The sequence below is a fragment of the Amycolatopsis sp. NPDC059657 genome (assembly GCF_042734395.1).
Classification (GTDB): Bacteria; Actinomycetota; Actinomycetes; order Mycobacteriales; family Pseudonocardiaceae; genus Amycolatopsis.
This window is the reverse complement of record NZ_JBHWEB010000001.1, coordinates 162,094-179,609: the sequence shown is the minus strand read 5'-3', so window position 1 is coordinate 179,609 and position 17,516 is coordinate 162,094. Positions and strand designations below refer to the sequence as shown.

General features: G+C 68.5%; 14 protein-coding genes and 1 pseudogene. 9 read left to right on the top strand and 6 right to left on the bottom strand.

Features of this window, described 5'->3' with window-relative positions:
• Positions 1-106 precede the first annotated feature (106 nt).
• Together ACFV15_RS00860 and ACFV15_RS00855 are read left to right on the top strand one after the other, a co-directional pair.
• Positions 107-835, top strand: a complete 729-nt coding sequence (locus tag ACFV15_RS00860) for an ANTAR domain-containing protein (RefSeq protein ID WP_378348038.1) — start codon at positions 107-109, stop codon at positions 833-835.
• Positions 836-937: 102 nt separating this feature from the next.
• Positions 938-2,152, top strand: coding sequence for an acyltransferase family protein (locus tag ACFV15_RS00855; RefSeq protein ID WP_378348037.1), 1,215 nt, complete (start codon positions 938-940; stop codon positions 2,150-2,152).
• Here the strand turns inward: ACFV15_RS00855 and ACFV15_RS00850 are convergent, their stop codons facing one another.
• From ACFV15_RS00850 to ACFV15_RS00840, 3 genes are read right to left on the bottom strand one after another with little or no spacing between them, the layout of a single operon-like run.
• The gene (locus ACFV15_RS00850) at positions 2,153-2,623 is read right to left on the bottom strand and encodes a hypothetical protein (RefSeq protein ID WP_378348036.1); all 471 of its coding nucleotides are present in this window, start codon (positions 2,621-2,623) and stop codon (positions 2,153-2,155) included.
• Positions 2,620-4,008 carry an ATP-binding protein gene (locus ACFV15_RS00845; protein WP_378348035.1) on the bottom strand — a complete coding sequence of 463 codons (1,389 nt, stop codon included), beginning with the start codon at positions 4,006-4,008 and terminating at the stop codon, positions 2,620-2,622. The genes ACFV15_RS00850 and ACFV15_RS00845 overlap by 4 nt, the downstream gene beginning before the upstream one ends.
• Positions 4,005-4,682 (bottom strand): response regulator, encoded by a 678-nt coding sequence (locus tag ACFV15_RS00840; protein WP_378348034.1) that lies wholly within the window; start codon positions 4,680-4,682, stop codon positions 4,005-4,007. The genes ACFV15_RS00845 and ACFV15_RS00840 overlap by 4 nt, the downstream gene beginning before the upstream one ends.
• Positions 4,683-4,794: 112 nt before the next feature.
• On the opposite strand from ACFV15_RS00840, the gene ACFV15_RS00835 reads away from it, so the two are divergent.
• The 3 genes from ACFV15_RS00835 to ACFV15_RS00825 all read left to right on the top strand — a co-directional run bounded on the left by ACFV15_RS00835 (position 4,795) and on the right by ACFV15_RS00825 (position 9,015).
• Positions 4,795-5,535, top strand: coding sequence for an SGNH/GDSL hydrolase family protein (locus ACFV15_RS00835; RefSeq protein WP_378348033.1), 741 nt, complete (start codon positions 4,795-4,797; stop codon positions 5,533-5,535).
• A gap of 18 nt (positions 5,536-5,553) precedes the next feature.
• Positions 5,554-5,925 (top strand): MmcQ/YjbR family DNA-binding protein, encoded by a 372-nt coding sequence (locus ACFV15_RS00830; RefSeq protein WP_378348032.1) that lies wholly within the window; start codon positions 5,554-5,556, stop codon positions 5,923-5,925.
• Positions 5,926-6,084: 159 nt separating this feature from the next.
• Positions 6,085-9,015: a S8 family serine peptidase gene (locus tag ACFV15_RS00825; protein ID WP_378348031.1), complete on the top strand. Its 2,931-nt coding sequence runs from the start codon at positions 6,085-6,087 to the stop codon at positions 9,013-9,015.
• 72 nt (positions 9,016-9,087) lie between these two features.
• Here ACFV15_RS00825 and ACFV15_RS00820 read toward each other — a convergent pair whose 3' ends face one another.
• Both ACFV15_RS00820 and ACFV15_RS00815 read right to left on the bottom strand, forming a co-directional pair.
• Positions 9,088-11,943 (bottom strand): S8 family serine peptidase, encoded by a 2,856-nt coding sequence (locus ACFV15_RS00820; protein ID WP_378348030.1) that lies wholly within the window; start codon positions 11,941-11,943, stop codon positions 9,088-9,090.
• 160 nt (positions 11,944-12,103) lie between these two features.
• Positions 12,104-12,952 carry a class I SAM-dependent methyltransferase gene (locus ACFV15_RS00815; RefSeq protein ID WP_378348029.1) on the bottom strand — a complete coding sequence of 283 codons (849 nt, stop codon included), beginning with the start codon at positions 12,950-12,952 and terminating at the stop codon, positions 12,104-12,106.
• A gap of 75 nt (positions 12,953-13,027) precedes the next feature.
• Here ACFV15_RS00815 and ACFV15_RS00810 point away from each other — a divergent pair.
• From ACFV15_RS00810 to ACFV15_RS00800, 3 genes and pseudogenes are all read left to right on the top strand, one after another.
• Positions 13,028-13,222: pseudogene (locus ACFV15_RS00810) on the top strand (hypothetical protein); the annotation flags it as partial.
• 309 nt (positions 13,223-13,531) lie between these two features.
• Positions 13,532-14,107, top strand: a complete 576-nt coding sequence (locus tag ACFV15_RS00805) for a type II toxin-antitoxin system Phd/YefM family antitoxin (RefSeq protein WP_378348028.1) — start codon at positions 13,532-13,534, stop codon at positions 14,105-14,107.
• Between the two features lie 110 nt (positions 14,108-14,217).
• Complete coding sequence (locus ACFV15_RS00800; protein ID WP_378348027.1) at positions 14,218-15,471, top strand: cation:proton antiporter; 1,254 nt, start codon at positions 14,218-14,220, stop codon at positions 15,469-15,471.
• Here ACFV15_RS00800 and ACFV15_RS00795 read toward each other — a convergent pair whose 3' ends face one another.
• A complete protein-coding gene (locus ACFV15_RS00795) occupies positions 15,472-16,122 on the bottom strand; it encodes a TetR/AcrR family transcriptional regulator (protein WP_378348026.1) in 651 nt (216 codons plus the stop codon). It abuts the gene before it with no gap.
• A 72-nt stretch (positions 16,123-16,194) separates the two neighbouring features.
• On the opposite strand from ACFV15_RS00795, the gene ACFV15_RS00790 reads away from it, so the two are divergent.
• The gene (locus ACFV15_RS00790) at positions 16,195-17,406 is read left to right on the top strand and encodes an oxygenase MpaB family protein (RefSeq protein ID WP_378348025.1); all 1,212 of its coding nucleotides are present in this window, start codon (positions 16,195-16,197) and stop codon (positions 17,404-17,406) included.
• Positions 17,407-17,516 lie beyond the last annotated feature (110 nt).

The following is a 17,516-nucleotide window of genomic DNA, read 5'->3' as shown; positions in this document are numbered from 1 at the left end:
TTCGCGCTGGATCCGTTGATGACGACAGCGGCCCGCGTCACGCCGCGTCCGGATCTCCCGCCTCCCGGCCTGCGGTGCGAGTGGGCGCCGGGAAGGAATTGTGGCGATGAGTGAGAGTGTGGATCGGCTGGTCGATCATCTCGACGAGGTCACCGACGCACTGGACGCGTTGACCACCACGCTGGACCGCGAGCCCGACCTCGACGTCATGCTGCAAGCGGTGTGCGATCAGGTGGTCCGTGTCGTGCCGGGCGCCGACCTGGCCAGCGTCACCCTGATCCGCGACGGCGTCCCCGAGACGGCGGTCAGTACCGACACCAGGGCGAACGACATCGACGCCGAGCAGTACCGCCACGACGACGGCCCCTGCGTGCGCGCGGCCCGCACCGGCACGGTGGTACGTGTCCGGATCGAGGACGCCGCACGGTACTGGCCGGAATTCACCGCCGCCGCCACGGATCTCGGGGTTGGCAGTTACCTCGCCGCGCCACTGCCCGTGACCGGCACCACGTCCGCGGCGATCAACCTGTTCGGCTTCGGTGATCACGGTTTCCACGACACCGACGAGAAACTACTGGAGCTCTACACCACCGTCGTGACGTTCGCCCTGCGCGCCACCCAGCGCTCCGTCGCCGCGCATGCCAGCGCGCACCAGCTCCGCGCCGCGCTGACCACCCGGGCCACCATCGACCAGGCCAAGGGCATCCTGATGGCCGCCCACCGCATCACCGCCGACGAAGCATTCCAGAAACTGGTGGCGAGATCCCAGCAGGAGAACATCAAACTGCACGAGGTCGCCGCGCGGTTCGTCGCCGAAGTCACCTCACCGAACTGAAACCCCTCACGGCAGTATCGGCGGGAAGCGCGCCGATCGTTGCGACACGACTGCGACGTCGCGGGGACGGCAGCCTGACGCGGCCGCAGCAGAGTCTGTGCCATGACGACTATTCGGCTGGTCCCGGCGGTTGGCCCGGCCGCCGGGCGCAGGGTGCGGTTTCCCGCGCTGGACGGGTTGCGAGGGGTCGCGATCCTGGGGGTGCTGCTGTTTCACACCGGTCACCTGCCCGGCGGGTTTCTCGGCGTGGACTTGTTCTTCGCGCTGTCCGGTTACCTCATCACCGACCTGTTGCTGCGCGAGGTCGAGACGACCGGTGCGGTGTCGCTGGCGGCTTTCTGGGGACGGCGGATCCGGCGGCTGGTGCCCGCGCTGGCGGCCATGCTCGCCGGAGTGACCGTGCTGGTGTGGCTGGTGGCGGCGCCGGATGTCGTGCGGGCCACGCTCGCGGACGGCCCGTGGGTGCAGCTGAACCTGCTCAACTGGCATCTGCTCGCGGAGTCGGCCGGCTACTGGGACCGGTTCGGGCAGACGCGGGTGTTCGAGCACCTGTGGAGCGTCGCCGTCGAGGAGCAGTTCTACCTGGTGTGGCCCGTGGTGGTGCTCGTCATCGCCCGTTGCGGGCGGCGGGTGGACCGCTGGGTCGTGGTGGTCGCGCTCGTGGCTTCGGTCGCTTCGCTGCTGCTGATGATCGCGCTGGTCGACCCGGTGGATCCGAGCCGGGTCTACACCGGCACCGACACGCGGGCGTTCTCGCTGTTGCTGGGCGCGATGGTCGCCACCCGGCCGATGCGTGCCGTCCTGGCCAGGATGACCGGCCGAGTGGCGGGTGCGGTGCTGGCGTTCTCGGCAGCCGGGATCGGCGTGCTGTGGTGGTTCGCCGACGGGGTGAACTCGTTGTGGCTGTTCACCGGCGGGCTGTTCGCGCACTCGCTGGCCGCCGCGCTGCTGATCGGGTCGTGTGTGCTGGCGCCGCACACGGTGGTCGCCAAAGTCCTTGCCTGGCAACCATTGCGGTGGCTGGGGCTGATCTCCTACAGCCTCTACCTGTGGCACTGGCCCGTCTCCGTGCTGCTTTCCGGACAATGGACCGGACTCGGCGAGTGGCCTCGGACCTTACTGGTGTTCGCCGTGTCGATCGGCTTGGCCACGCTGTCGAAATATCTGGTCGAAGACCCGATCCGGTTCCGCGCGCGGTGGGCAAGAGGACGAAGCGGGATGATCGCGTTCGCCGTGATAACGGCCGTGCTTGCCGTGCTGTGGCTGGTATTGCCCGCCCCGGCACCGCCCGCCGTCGACCTCACCGGTCTCGGCTGATCACGTGATCAAGGGACAGGTCCGCAGGCGGTCCGATTCGGGAGTGGGCAGAGTGAACCGGACCCGCACTTTCGTGGCACGCGAGCCGCCGCTCTGCACGTGGACGCCGAGCGCCGTGCACACGAGCTGGTCAATGCCCAGCGGGGTGAAGTCGTGGACGGTCAGCGGCACCAGCAGCCGGATCACGCCGGGTTCGGTGGTCACCCCGACCGTGGCGCGCGTGGTCGACGCGATCTCCGTGTGCAAGTCCGAGTCGCCAGGTCCGGTCAGCAGCAGCGAGGTCGCCTCGGCGATCGTGCCCAGACTCCCGGACTTGCGCAGGTCCGGCTGGAGGTGGCGCTGTGCGTCGACGAAATACAGCGTCACGCCAGGCGCGAGGCCGGTCGGGGCCTCTCCCCCGGCGTCCGGTCCGGAAGGCTCGACCCCGCAACCCGCGAGCAACAAGACCACTAGCAGCCAGCTCAGCTTCACCGGTCCTCCCGATTCCGAGGCAGCCGCACCAAGAATCGCGCACCGCCGCCTGGCGCCTTGTCCGCGGTGAGGTCGCCGCCGTGCAGGCGGGCGTTCTCCAGTGCGATCGCCAGTCCGAGTCCGCTGCCCGGGGTGCGGGTGCGTGCCGTGTCAGCCTTGTAGAAGCGGTCGAACACGTGCGGCAGCACATGTTCGGGCAAGCCGGGCCCGTTGTCGGTGACCTCGATCAGCACCTGGCCGGGAGCAGCCGAGACGTGCACGCGCACCGGTGGCGCGCCGTGCCGCAAGGCGTTGCCTGCCAGATTGGCGACGATGACGTCCAGCCTGCGCCGGTCCGCGCGCACCAGGATTTCCGCCGGTGCCACCAGATCGACCCGATCCAGCCAGCCACGGGCACGCAAGCACTCCCGCACGGCGTCGGCCACGTTGAAATCCTCGAAGCGCACCTGGGCGGTGCCCGCGTCGAAGCGGGACACTTCCATCAGGTCCTCGACGAGCCGGACCAGCCGGTGGGTTTCGGTGATCGCCAGGTGCGCGGATTCCCGCGCGTCCGGCTCCATCCGGTCCGCCGTGGCCGCCAATACCTCCACCACCGCGGTCAGCGTGCTCAGCGGGGTGCGCAGTTCGTGGGAGACGTCCGCGGCGAACCTTTTGGCGTCGGCCTGCATGCGCTGCACCGACTCGGCCATCTCGTTGATGCTGAGCGTCAACTGGGCCAGCTCGTCGGCGCCCCGCGGCGAGGTGCGCGCGTCAAGGTCACCCGAAGCCAGCCGCCACGCGGTGTCCCGCAGCTTCCGCACCGGGCGCAGCACGCTGCCCGCGGCCAACACCGCCAGCAGCACCGCCAGCGGCAGTGCCGCCGCGGCGGTGCCCATCGCGGACCGGGCGAGGCCGTCGATCTGTTGCTCGATGCCGGTGAGATCATGCGCCGAGTACACCTCGATACCCGACGGGCTACGGGTACCGTCCGGTGCGGTGACCATGACCGGTGTGCCGATCAGCAACCACGGCGTACCGCCCGCGACGACCCGCTGGGTGACGAGCCGGTTCTGGGTGCGTACCGCGGCGCGCAACGAGTCGGTGACCAAGCCGGCGCTGTCCTGCGAACGCAGCTCCTGGTAGGTCACCAGCGCGTTCACGCCGACCGCCGCACGCAGCCGGTCGAGTGCCTGCTGGTCCGGCGGATAAGTCAGCTGAGGGGCGACCGCGGCGATCTGGCCGGTGACGCTCTCGGTGAGCCGCTGCTGAGTGGAGGTGACCAGCGCGGTGCTCGCCGACCCTGCGCTCGACCAGGCCGCCGCCCCGGCCGCGGACACCGCCACCAGTACGAAGGCGACCAGCAGCCGGGCACGGAGCCCGCGCGGCCACAGCCTCCTGGGGTTCATACCGGTCCGAACCGGTAACCGAACCCACGCACGGTCTGCACGTACACCGGGCTCGCCGAATCGGCCTCGACCTTCGCCCGCAACCGCTGCACACAGTTGTCGACCAGCCGGGAGTCACCGAGATGGCTCTGCTCCCACACCTCTTCCAGCAGCTGGTCGCGGCTGAACACCCGGCCGGGAGCACGGGACAAGGTCAGCAGCAGCCGTAGCTCGGTCGGGGTCAGCGTCACCGCCTCGCCGCGCACGGACACGGTCAGCGCGGTGGTGTCGATCCGCAGGTCGCCGTGCGTCCGCACCCCGTCGGCGACGCCGCCGGGGACGCGGCGCAGCACCGCGCGGATGCGGGCGTCGAGCACCGTCGGCTGCGCCGGTTTGACCACGTAGTCGTCCGCGCCGGCCTCGAGGCCGCCGACGACGTCGAAGTCGTCGCCACGCGCGGTCAGCATGATCACCGGCGCCTCGCTGGTCGCCCGGATCCGGCGGCAGACCTCGAATCCGTCGATGCCGGGCAGCATCAGGTCGAGCACCACCACATCCGGGGTGACCGCGTGGAACTCCTCCAGCCCGCCTTCGCCGGTTTCCGCGGTGCGCACGTCGTGGCCGTGCCTGGACAACGCCAGCTGAAGCCCGCGCCGGACGAGCGGGTCGTCCTCGATGAGCAGTATCGCCGCCACGTGTCCAGTATGGACAGACTGGCGGTCGAGCGCCTGCCCGCCGGCTCTCTTACGACACAACTGCGACACAGCGGCGCCAGTGCCGGGACACCGCGGCGGCAGAGTCGAAGCCATGATCAAGACACGCAGTCTCGTTATCGGCCTGACCGGCCTGCTCCTCGCGACCGGGGCCTGCTCGGCCCAGTCCACGACCTCCACACCGGCCGCCGCGAACCAGTCCAAAGTGGTCTTACTCGGCGACTCTGTCGCGGTAGGACAGTCACTGCCGCTGGCCGCCGCGTTCAAGGCAGGCAATGTCGGCTACCAGTCCCTCGCCGCGGCCGGCGGCGGGAACGTCGTCGGACCGGCCGCCGACCAGCAGTGGACGACGTTGCCCGGCGAGATCACCGGTGCCCGGCCGACCGTGGTCGTCTACCAGATCACCACCTATGACTGGGGCACCCAGGCCGAGCAGCAAGCCGCCTACGAAAAGCTGCTGAACACCGTGACCGGCGCCGGAGCCAAGCTGGTCTTCGTCACCATGCCGCCCATCAAGGCCGACGACTTCTACCAGTCGCACATGGAAGAACTGGGGCGCACGTCCGCGGTCGCCGCCGCCGTCGCGGCCGGATCCGCTGGCAAGGCCACCTTCCTGGACGCCACCGCGGTATGGGGAAACACCTACCAGCAGACCAAGGACGGCAAAGCCGACCGCAGCGCGGACGGCATCCACACCTGCCCGCAAGGCGCCGCCCGCTTCACCCAGTGGCTGCTCACCGAGCTGAAGACGCTGCTTCCGGGCTTCACACCCCCAGCACCGGAAACCTGGGCCAACACCGGCTGGTCGGCCGACGCGCGTTTCAAGGGCTGCTGAACGGACTAGTCTCGGCCTATGACGCCTGCCGCGCTCGAGAAACTGTGCTCGGGCTTCCCCGGTTCCCGCCAGGAGTTCCCGTTCGACGAGAACACGAGTGTCTTCAAGGTGGCGGGGAAGATCTTCGCGCTCACCCCGCTGGCTGCGAAGCCGTTGCGGGTGAGCCTCAAATGCGACCCCGACCTCGCGGTCCAGCTCCGCGTGGCCCATCCGGCGATCACCGCCGGCTACCACCTGAACAAACGGCATTGGAACACCGTCGTCCTCGACGGATCGGTGCCGGACGAGCTGGTACGGGAGATGGTCGAGGACTCCTACGACCTCGTGGTCTCTCAGCTTCCCAAGCGGGAGCAGGAGAAACTGAAATGGATCGCGCTGTCCAGCGAATGACCGCTACTGGCGCACGTCGCCAATTGGACGTATTCGTGCCGGAATCTCCGATTTCGCGGCCGAGTTTGGTGTAACCGTCCGCATGCGAATTGACGCGCTCAGTGTCCGTTGCCCATGGTGAAACTCCCCCTGGCCCTTCGCAGAGACGGAGTAGGCATCATGCGGAAGCTCCCCCTTTCGACAGCGGCACTGCTGATCCTTTCACTGACGCAAGTCCCGGCGGCGTCCGCCGGGAGCGCGCCGCCACCCTCCGCGCAACGCACGTACACACTGCCGACCGGCGATCACGTGCTCATGACCAGAGCCGGGCCGCAGTTCGTGCCCGCGCCGGGTCACGGCAAGATCGCCTTCACCACACTGCTGAACGGGCAGTACACCGTGGTGCCCGCCACCGAGCTCAAGCATCTGTCCTCATTGGACGCTTTCCGCATCGGCGCCGCCGAGCCACGCCCGGCGCACCCGGACAGCCAGATGTCCTTGCTGCGTGTCAAGGCGCTCACCCACATCGGGAAGAAGGCGCCCGAAGCCGAGGTCGTCGTGATCAACACCGACAACCTCGCGGCCGCGAGCTATGACGGCATCATGGTCGACGGCGAGGCTCGCCTCCAGGTGCCGAACGGGCACTACAGCGTGGCCGTGGCGATCTACCAGACCGAGGATCACAACAACCAGATCGACACCGAACTGCTCACCCAGACCGACGTGACCGTGTCCAACGGTGGCGCGACCGTCTCGCTCGACGGCAGGCGCGCGCACCAGGTCTCGTTCCAGACCCCGCTGCCCAGTGAGAACAACGCGACCACGGTCGCCTGGTCGCGCGGTACGAAAGCCAAGCTGAGCAGCCTGTACATGGGCGCCATGGCCGGAACCAACTTCTACGTCGGCGAGGCGGCGAAGCCGAAGACCGGTGCGCTGAGATTCTCGGTCGCCGCGCGCCAGATGTCGCCTGAATCGGCAGCCACGCCCTACAGTTACGTTCTCGCCGTCCCCGGTATCGACCATATTCCGGCGGATCTCAACTACAAGATCGACGCGGCATCACTGTCCACAGTGGATTCGACGGTCGTCACCGATCTGCCGAAGCAGTACGTAAAGCTCGACGACTTCTGGGATGTCCAGAATCCCGGCCCGGCCAATCCGCCCGTCTCCGGACTGCCACCCGTCGAGGTGCTCGCGCCCTCTTCACAGCGGCTGTATCTGAGCACGGTGCCCGGCCTGAGCTATGCCGGTCTGATGACGCCGATTCACAGCGGCAACTTTCTCGACGGCCAGCTTGAGCGTCTGCTGACCCCCAAAGCGGGTGAACACCGCACGCTCACCTGGCGCGGCGGGCTCACTGTGCCCGCGCCATCCACTTACGACGCAAGCTGCTTCGTCTGTCGCGAAGGTGACACGCTGCACGGCGTCGGCATCATGGACACCGACTTCGACGGTGACTCCGGCCAGTGGAGCGACGGCACCACGACCATCACCGAGGATGGGAAGCAGATCTACCAAGGCGGCACCTTGGGGCAGGCGTTTGAGCAAAGCCTCGCCGCCGGGAAGCACCGTTACCTTTACACAACGGACAACACGCATTCGGCGGAACCGTCCAATCTGGCCACTTCCTCGCGGATCAGCTGGGGCTTCGACTCGGCGACCACCACGAACCCCACGGCGGTACCGATCCTCTATGCCAGCGCCAGGTTCAACACCAACGCGCACAGCTCCATCGCGCCGGGCCAGGCGACGCTTTCGCTGACCGCACGGCATCAAACCGGCGCGGCGGACAGTCCACTCAAGAACGCGACGATATCCATTTCCTACGACGACGGGAAAACCTGGCTTCCCACAACGACTTCGATAGTCGACGCCGCACACGCCACCGGCACCTGGACCGTGCCGCCGGACGCCAAACCCGGCTATCTCGCGGTCCGCATCCAGGCCGAGGACGCCCAAGGGTCCACTGTGGACGAGACGGTCGAGCACGCGGCGCTGGTGAACGCGCCGGACGGCCTCGACCCCGCCGGGCAGGGTTCGTCCGCGAAGCCCGCCTGCGGTGACGCGCCGGCCGGTTACGCGCAATGCTTCGCGCTCAAGTCACAACGGACCCGCGGTACCGGGCTCACGCGGGAAAACCCGGACGGTCTCAACCGCTCCGACCTGCTCTCGGCCTACAAGCTGCCGGAGACCGGCGGCGCCGGGCGGACGGTCGCCATCGTCAGCGCTTTCGACGACCCGACGGCCGAGGCCGATCTCGCGGCGTACCGCTCGACCTTCCACCTGCGGCCTTGCACGACCCAGAACGGCTGCTTCAAGAAGGTCAACGGGGCAGGCAAGCCCGCACCACTGCCCAAACCGGACCAAGGCTGGAGTTCGGAGACCTCGCTCGACCTCGACATGGTGTCGGCGATCTGCCCCGACTGCGACATCCTGCTGGCCGAAGCCGACGACAACTCCGCCGAGGCCTTAGCGGCCGCCGAGCGCACCGCCACCGGCTCAGGCGCCGTCGCGGTGTCGAACAGCTGGGGCGGCGACGAGAACGGCTCGCAGCGTCAGTGGACCTCGGCGTTCAGCCACCCGGGCGTCGCGGTGACCGCGTCCAGCGGCAACCGGGGTTTCGAGCAGGCGCATTGGCCTGCCTCGCTGCCAGGGGTGATCGCGGTCGGCGGCACCTCGCTGACCCGCGACGCGCGTGACGCGCGAGGCTGGACGGAGACGGCGTGGAGCCGGGGCAGCTCGGGTTGCTCGGCCTACTCCGCCAAACCCGCGTGGCAGAAGGACACGCACTGCCGGATGCGCACCACGGCGGACATCGCAGCGGTCGCCGACCCCGCCACCGGCGTGGCCGTCTTCGACCAGGGCGAGTGGGCCGTGTTCGGCGGCACCAGCGCGGCGGCGCCGATCATCGCCGCGGCGATCGCGCTGGCCGGGAACTCGGCCTCGATGACGAATGCGAGCCGCATCTACTCACACCCGTCTGCCTTGTTCGACGTGACCAAGGGCAGCAACGCGAAGTGGGACTGCGGCGGGGACTACCTGTGCAACGCCCGCAAGGGCTACGACGCCCCGACCGGCATGGGCACCCCGCGTGGGCTCGGCGCGCTGTAGCAGGCAGGCCCCGCTGTCCACTCGGGCAGCGGGGCCGTCGGCCACAACGTCCCGTGGTGACGGGTCGTTGCGTCACCTGGCCAGCGCGCGACTGCCCGACGCGTTGTGATGGAAAAGGATGAGGTCGTCGTCCGGCACGGTGTCGCCCGGTGTGACCACAGTGGACAGTTCGTGGATCAGCGGCTGGTAGTCGAAGGTCATGGGTGCGCTGAGCTCGTCGACGAGGTCGTCGGGGTCGGTGGGTGTGGTGTAGCGGCTCGTTATCCCGGCGGTGTAGGTGACCGGGCCTTCGGGCAGCTTCGAGCGCGAGACCGGAAGTACCACGACGTCGCTGTCGAACAGGTTCGTGTCCTCGGCGCCGTCGCGACCGTTGAGCGGCTGCTCGTCGATGACCTCGCCTTCCTCGTCCGTGGTCCGGGCGAGCCAGAGGTCCTCGGTGATCTCGTCGTCGGCGTTGGTCGGTTTGACCGCCTTGGTCCTGAAGCTCTTGCCGCCCACCGAGAACTGGATCTCCGGTGACGTGTTACTGCCGATGTCCGCCCAGGTGTCCCAGGTCGCGACACCGAACGCCAGCAGGTCGCGAGTCGCCGTCGCGCCCACGTAGCGCAGGTCCGCGCCACGCGCGGTGCGGTTCGCGGCGCACTCCTGCTGCACCTCGCCGCCGCAGTCCGGCAGCCGAGGGCTCGTGCCGCCGAGCTTCAGTACCGTCATCCGGGCGCGGTAGTCCTTCTGGTCCAGGCCGCGGCCGGTGACCTTGCCGTCCGCCACCGAGAGGGCCGAAACCGGCTTCGGCGCCGCGTAGACCGGCACCCGGAGCGAGGCTCCTTGGTCGGCGGTGAACACGGCCAGCCCCGAAGCCTCGGCCAGGAACTGCCTGCCCCCGGCCAGATCAACGGTGGGATCAGCGGTCTTACGCAGCTGGGCCGGGTTCGCGATCTGAAGCCGCAGTCGCGTTTCCGCGGTTTTGCCCGGCGGGATCACCAGATAGGACTCGGTCAGCCGGAACGTCACGCCGGGCACCGTGGTGATCGGGGTGAAGCCGCCGGACAGCCGGACCGTCTTCGCGCTCTTGTTGACGAGTTTGATCGTGCGGTCGAGTGACACCGGGCCTGCGGCCTCGACCGTGCCGAACGAGACGCCGACTTCGCCGGACGGGCTCGCCGCCATGGCCAGTACTTCGGTGTTCAGCGCGGACAACGCGTCGACCCGGCCGGCACCCGCCCGCATCGGGGCTTCGCGGAGGCCGGTGTCGGACCGGACGGCAGCGCCTGCCGTGTTCATGATCGCGGCCTTGATCTCTTCGACCGTCCAGTCCGGATGCGACTGGCGCAGCAGCGCCGCGATGCCCGCGACGTGCGGCGATGCCATCGACGTGCCACCTTCGCTCTTGCCATGGTCGCGGGTGCCGGAGGCGGCGGAGAAGATCGAGTCGCCCGGCGCCGCGACGTCGGGCTTGCCGGCACGGGAGCGTGAGGACGACGGCACGATCCGGTCTGTCAGCGACGGGGTCACGGTCGGCACCGCGCGGCGCAGTGAGTCGGTCATCCGGACCGTCAGCGTGCCCGCGTCCAGCGCGGGGCGCACCGCCGTGGTCGACGGCGCGGTGAACTGGAACTCCGGGATGTGCGCGTTTCCGCCGATACCCGCGGCGAAGAGTTCCAAGGTGCTCGGCAGCAACACTCCCGCCGCACCGGCCGCCCAGGCGTTGTCCGCGCGTTTGCCGGAACCGCAGGCCCGTGTCGCGTCGTTGTCGTCCCACTCCAGCCAGACGAACTTCCCGGTCAGCGACTCGGTGATCGGCTCGCAGCCGTCCACATTGGACTCCAGTCGGACCACTGGCAGTTCGAGGTCCAGTGGCTTGGTGAAGTTCTTGCCGTACTGCCCGGCGACGGGCTTGCCCGCGACCGCGACACCGTCGCGCATCGCGAACGCGTCCCGGCTGTTCGCCACCGTGAGCGCCTCGGGGGTGTTGCCGGGAGAGCCGCCGACGTCGTAGAAATCGCCGCCGTTTCCGGCGGCCGCCACCACGACGACGCCGTGCTTCACGAGCTGGCGGACGAAGAGCGCGTCCGGGTCGTCCGGCGCGCCGAAGTCGCTGCCCAGCGACAGGTTGACCACGTCGAGATGGTCGGTGAAGTCCCCGTCGCCGTTCGGATCGAGCGCCCAGTCCAGCGCCTTCGCGGTCAGGTTCGTCCCGCCCTTGCAGCCGAACACCCTCAGTGCGTAGAGCGACGCGTGCGGGGCGGTGCCCGGTCCGATCCGCATCGAGTCGAGGTCCAGGCCCGCCGAGGTATAGGAACCGCGGTAGGTCGATCCGTCGGCGGACACGCCGAACCCGGCCGCCGTGCCCGCGACATGGGTGCCGTGGCCGTCACAGTCCATGGGGTCACCGTCCGGTACGGGAACCGACGCGATCGAGCCGGTGTAGTCGTCGCCCACGAAGTCGTACCCGCCGACCACCTTGGCCGTCGGGAATGTGCCAGGGCCACCGAAGTCGGTGTGGTTGTAGTCGATGCCGGTGTCGATGACGCCGATCTTGATGCCGTCGCCGAGCTTCCCGGAATTCCGCCAGGCGTCCACGGTCTTGGTGAGCCTGACGGCGGACGCGTTCGCCAGGGTCTTCGGCACCATCCGGTGCACGGCGCGCACCTCACGCATCCGGGGCAAAGCGGAGAGGCGGGAGGTTTCGATGTTCAGCACGACACCGGGAAGGGCGTTGGATGTGCGCGTGACCTCACGGCCTCCGGACGATCGGACGACCCTGCCCGCGAACTCGGCGGTCCGGTCGCGGGCACTGCGCGCCTGCGTCGCGCTGCGGGCCTCCACCGCGGGAGCGGAGGCGAGTTCCACGAAGACGGTGACCCGTTCGGCTGGCCTGGCCGGCGTGATCAGTGTGCTCATCAACAGCGCCGCCAGCGCAAGCTTCATGACTGGGTTCTCCTCGCAAACCTGCCGACTCGTTCACCGAGAACGTGATGTTTCCGGTCGCGGAGGTCATGCGCTACCCAAGCCAATTCTGTCATTCGACCGGGTGACGATCATCGCGCCGGACACGGTCGGCATATCCAATTTTGTGCGGATTTCATTGTCAACTCTGCTTGGTTCCCACGATGCACCGGGCCAGCCCCGGAACGCGGACCGTGCCGTCCTTCTCGAAAGCACGCACGTTCGCGATCGCGTGCGCCCGGATCCGCGCCCGCCCCGGTTCGTCGATCCGTTGGAGCGCGGCGACAGCCAGCGAAACGTGCTCGCTGATCATCGCCCAATACTGCTCTGGCGATTTCGTGGTGAGTTCGACGGGGACGTCCCATTCGGCGATGTCGAGCAGGCCCGCATCCTCGTACAGGGCGCTGATGTAGCCAGGGGCGGCGCAGCGGAACATGTTCGGCGCGTCCGGCGCGGGTGATGGCACCGCCGTCTCGGTCCCGATCGCCTGCATGGCGATCGACGTCCACGGGTTTTCCTCAGGCTTGACCCACACCGACGCGCAGAGGCGCCCGCCCGGCTTGAGCACGCGCGCGAATTCGGCCGTCGCCGTGGCCATGTCGGGAAAGAACATGTATCCGAAACGCACGGAGACGCTGTCGAAAGCGGCGTCGCCGAAGGGCAGGTCGTCGGCGCTGCACACCCTCGTCTCGATATTGGCGATGCCCTGCGCGGCGGCTCGGCGCGTGGCTATGTCCAGCATTTCCGGGGCGAGGTCGGTCAGCACGACGCGGCCCTCCACCGCGAGCCGGGCGATGGTCAACCCCGGCTCGCCCGTGCCCGAAGCGATGTCGAGATGGTGGTGACGCTGACCGATACCGAGGCCTTCGATGATCGCCGCGCCGACCGGGGCCAGCTGGTCCATGATCACCGAGTCCCACTTCTCCCAGCCCGCGGCGAGGCCCGCCCAGGCCGCTCGCTGGCTGTCTCTGATCTCATCAGGGCTTGGCATCGGGTTTCCTTCCGTCGACGCACATCAGCATGCCGAATCGGCCGCCATGCCGCTGGTTGCACGGAGGCGGCATAATCTCCGGGCCTCGCCGTCGTCGCCAACGGGCTGGAAGACGCAACCGCACGCGATCAGCCCGAGGCGATGGGATGCGATGTGGCACAGGGCTACCTCATCTCCCGGCCACTGACCGAAAGCAGGCTGGAAGCCTGGCTGCAGGCGCGCACCGTCCGGACGCCGGGGAGGAACCAAGAAACCGTACTGACCCTGCTTCCTAGCGGGAGCCCACGTCAGGTGAGGTCGTGGTGCCAAGTTCGGGCTCAGCCGCCCTCTCGGTCCGGTTGAAGGAATGAACGCCACAGTTCACAACGCTGACCGGCACAAACGCCCCGTTCATGCCGTCCAGCTATCCGTGGTGGACTAGGCCCTCACCCGGTGGCGCCCGGCCCGGCGAAAGGGCTCAGGTGAGCGGATTTCAGGAGCTTGAACGACCTGAAATCACCTCACGGCTCACTGACCGACAGGCTCGGGCCCCAGGCGGTACGCCACCTCTGCCCTCCGTTTTTAAGTACAGTGGCGATCATGCGATCGATCGACGCCGCCAGGCTTCCCTCGGAGCTTGTGGCACTCATCGACGCTCTCAGGCCGGGCGAGGATCTGCTCATCACCCGAGACGGCGAGCCGATCGCGTCGATCTCCGGTCATGCCGGAGCCGATGAATCCGCGTCAGCGGACTCCGACGACGTCACGGTCGTGGCCACCGCGATGAAACTGTCGGCGGCGGCTCGGGCGTCGTTGTCCGAACAGCTCGGTCCCGGCTACATCGTGCTGGACATGAAGTCGGCGCCGAAGACCGTCGACGTGCTGCTGACACCGCCGCACAGCCCGCAGCTGATCGGGCATTTCCGGTCGATGTTCCCGAAGGCCAGGGTGGTCATCGCGGAGATCGAGGACGACGAGTTCGGTGTGAGCTTCGAGGGCCCCGTCCGCCGGCTTCTCGACGCGGGCGCCGATACCTATCTCCCGCCCAGTTCGATCCCCCGGCTCGCCCGGCAGCTCGACCGTGCCATGACGCAGCTGAACCAGCTGACCGGCAGCACTTCGGCACCGCTGACCATCGAGTCGCCGCAAGTCCACAATGGCCTCGGCGGCGGATAGCCCGAGCGTGACCTGGGTGGCACTTGGAACGTCTGCTCGGGCCTGCGCGGCCTTGAGAGGCTAGGTTGAAACCTGATCTTGCCACCCAGCCGCCCGAAGGTTGACCGAGAATGATCCCCACAGTCCTCGCCGCCGCCGTGGTGGCCATGATCCGTTCGCTCGCGGCGTTGCGGCTGCAACGCTGGCATCTCGGCGCACCGGCGATGATGGTGCTCGGGGGAATCCTCATTGGACTGCTCGTCCAGGACTCGGTCGCCGCCGCGCTGAACACCGACGTGGCGCAGCATGTCGCCGAAATCATCCTCGCCTTCCTGTTGTTCGTCGACGCCACCGAGATCCGCGGCGGCCGGTTGTGGGGCAACTCGCCTGGGCCTGCCGGGCGGATGCTGCTGCTGGCGCTTCCGCTGAGCCTCGGCGCGGCGATGCTGCTGGGCGCGCTGCTGTTACCGGATCTGTCGTGGACGATGCTGCTGATCATCGCGTGCGTGGTCATGCCGATCGACTTCGCGCCGAGTGAGGGCGTCGTGCGCGATCGGCGGCTTTCGGCCCGGGTGCGCAGCGTGCTGAATGTCGAAGGCGGCTACAACGACGGCATCGTCACGCCGGTGTTCGTCTTCGCGCTGCTGCTGGCAGGCAGTGGTGCGGCCGCCACCACGCCGCTGGACGCGCTCGGGAAGGCCGTCTCGCAGGCGGCGATCGCGATCGGGGTCGGGCTCGTGATCGGCAGCCTCGTCGCGTGGCTGATGCACCGGACCGATCGGGCGGGCTGGACGACCGCTCAGGCACGCCGGGTCACCGTCGCGCTGACGCCGTTGCTGGCGTACTCGGCCGCCGTGCAGATCGGCGGGAACGGGTTCGTGACGTCGTTCGTGTGCGGGATCGCCTTCCGCTATGTGCACCGCCTGCTCGTCGCGCGTGCGATCCACCGCGCGCCCGCCGGCGAGCGCGGCCACGCGCTGACCGCGCTCACCAGGGACTTCGGGCTGCTGGAGGACCTGACCGCGCTGATGACCATGACCATGTGGTTCGTCGTCGGCATCGCGGCCGTGCTGATGGTCGTGCTCGGGATCAGCTGGCAGGCCGTCCTGTTCTGCGCCGCCGCGCTCACGCTGCTCCGGCTGGTGCCGGTGCTCGTGTCCTTGTTCGGCTCGTCGCTACCCCGCCGTGACCGGCTGCTGATCGGCCTGCTCGGGCCACGCGGGACGACCAGCATCGTCTTCGGCCTGATCGCCTTCAACGGCCTGCCGGACGGCGCCCCGGCCGACACGGTCCTGCTGACCACCGTGCTGTGCGTGATCGGCAGCGTGCTGCTGCACGGCGTGGGCGCCGAACCGGTCGTCCGCCGTCTCGGCACCACCAAGTGATCAGGGTTCCAGCATCGGCACGAGATACCGGCGCGCCAGCGCCCGCACCTGATCGTCGTCGTCGAGGTCGATCACCTGGCTCGGGGTGACCAGGAACGACGCCGACAAGCGGACCATCAGCTCGGCGACGACTTCGACGTCCACGGCAGGCGACACCGTGCCCGCGCGCTGTTCGAGGCGGAGCCTGCTCGCGACGAAGCGCTGGACCGCGGCGAGCGTCTGGCCGCCGTCGCTGACCATGGACGGCACGACGACGTCGGGTTCGACGTCCATCAGGCCGCCGATGAGCGGGTTGCCGCGGATGGCGCGCAGCGCGCTCGTGAAACCCAGCACCACCCGGTCCGCGACCGTGGGCGCCCGCTTGATCTCGAGCAGGAATTCGTTGAAATAGCGCCGGAACTCGCGGCGGATCACGTGCTCGACCAAGGTGTCCTTGGTGGTGAAGCGGCGGTAGACCGTGATACGGGAGACGCCCGCGCGGCGTGCGACGTCTTCCATGGTCGAGCGGCGAATGCCGATCCGGCGGAATTGGTCGTAGGCGCCGTCGAGGATGCGCGTGGTGACCTCGTCGGTGCCGGGATCCTGAGTGAGGGCTTCGGCGAAAGCGCGCTCCAGCACCGAGTCCGAGCCGGGGGTGGTGTCTCGGCCCATTGTGTGCTCTCCTTGATGATACGCGATTACGCAACTTGTATCACCGTATCAGCTCGACGAGGAGTTGAGGGCGTGGACGAACTCAGCAGGCGCAAAATGTTGATGATCACCGGCGGGGCGCTGGGCGCGCTGGGCATGGCGGCACCCGATCGAGCCTGGTCTTGGCCTGCCAGCGGCTCGGTGGCCGGGACCGGGGCGGGCGCCGATCCCCGGTGGGTGTGGGACGAGGAGGCCGATCCGCTGCTCGCCTCTATTCTCGATCGGGGTGACGTGCCGCGGGTGAACGCGTTGCTGCGGACCTGGACCCGCAACGACCAGCCGCTTCCCGCAGGACTGCCTGAGGACCTGCGTGCGTTCATGGAGCAGGCGAGGCGGCTGCCGGCCTGGGCCGATCGGGCGAAGCTCGATCGGGTGAGTGACTTCATCAAGGCCAAAGGGACCTATCTCATCCTGGTCTACGGGCTGGGTGGCGGCATGATGAGCACCGCCATTCCGGCCGAAGCCCGCGCCGTCTACTACTCCAAGGGCGGCGCGGACATGAAGGACCGCATCGCCAAGACCACCAAGTTCGGTGTCGACGCGCATGCGCTCAACGCCTACAAACCCGATGGCGACGCCATTGTCAGCTCGGTGAAGACGCGGCTGGTGCACGCCGCCGTGCGGCATCTGCTGCCGAAGTCACCGCACTGGCCACAAAGCGGCGGTCAGATTCCGATCAGCCAGAACGACATGCTGGTCACCTGGCACACGTTGCCGACCTTGGTCATGCGCAAGCTGACCGACTGGCGGGTCCGCGTCTCCCCCGCCGAATCCGCGGCCTATCTGCACCTCTGGCAGGTCAACGCGCACATGCTCGGCATCCGCGACGAGTACGTGCCCGCCACTTGGGAAGCGGCGTACGCCCAATCCGCGCAGGTGCTCGATCCCGTGCTGGCGCCGACGCCCGAAGGCGTCTCGCTCGCCGACACCCTGCTGGACATGGCCAGCCAGGCGACCGGTCCCGGGCAGCCGGTCACCCGCGCGCTGCTCAACTCGCTCACGCGGTACCTGCTCGGCGACCGGGTGTCCGACTGGATCGAGATCCCCCGCGAACCGGTGTGGGATCCGTTGGTGCACACCGGATTGCCGCTGTGGGTACGGGTACGCGAAGGCTTCATCACCTGGCCGCTGGCGCCGCCGATCTCGTGGACGCTCGACGAGCTCATCCGCAAGCTCATGCTGTTCTACCTCGGCGAGGCGAAGCCGATCAGCATCGAGATCCCCGACGCCAATCGCCCGGCCTGAAAGCTCGATGTCCGGCGGGGCGCCCGCAAGCCTCGGGCGGGCTTGAAGTGAGGGGGCCGTTGGGTGCGTAGTACGCACTCGGGGGCACCCTCACTTCACGAGGGGGTCCG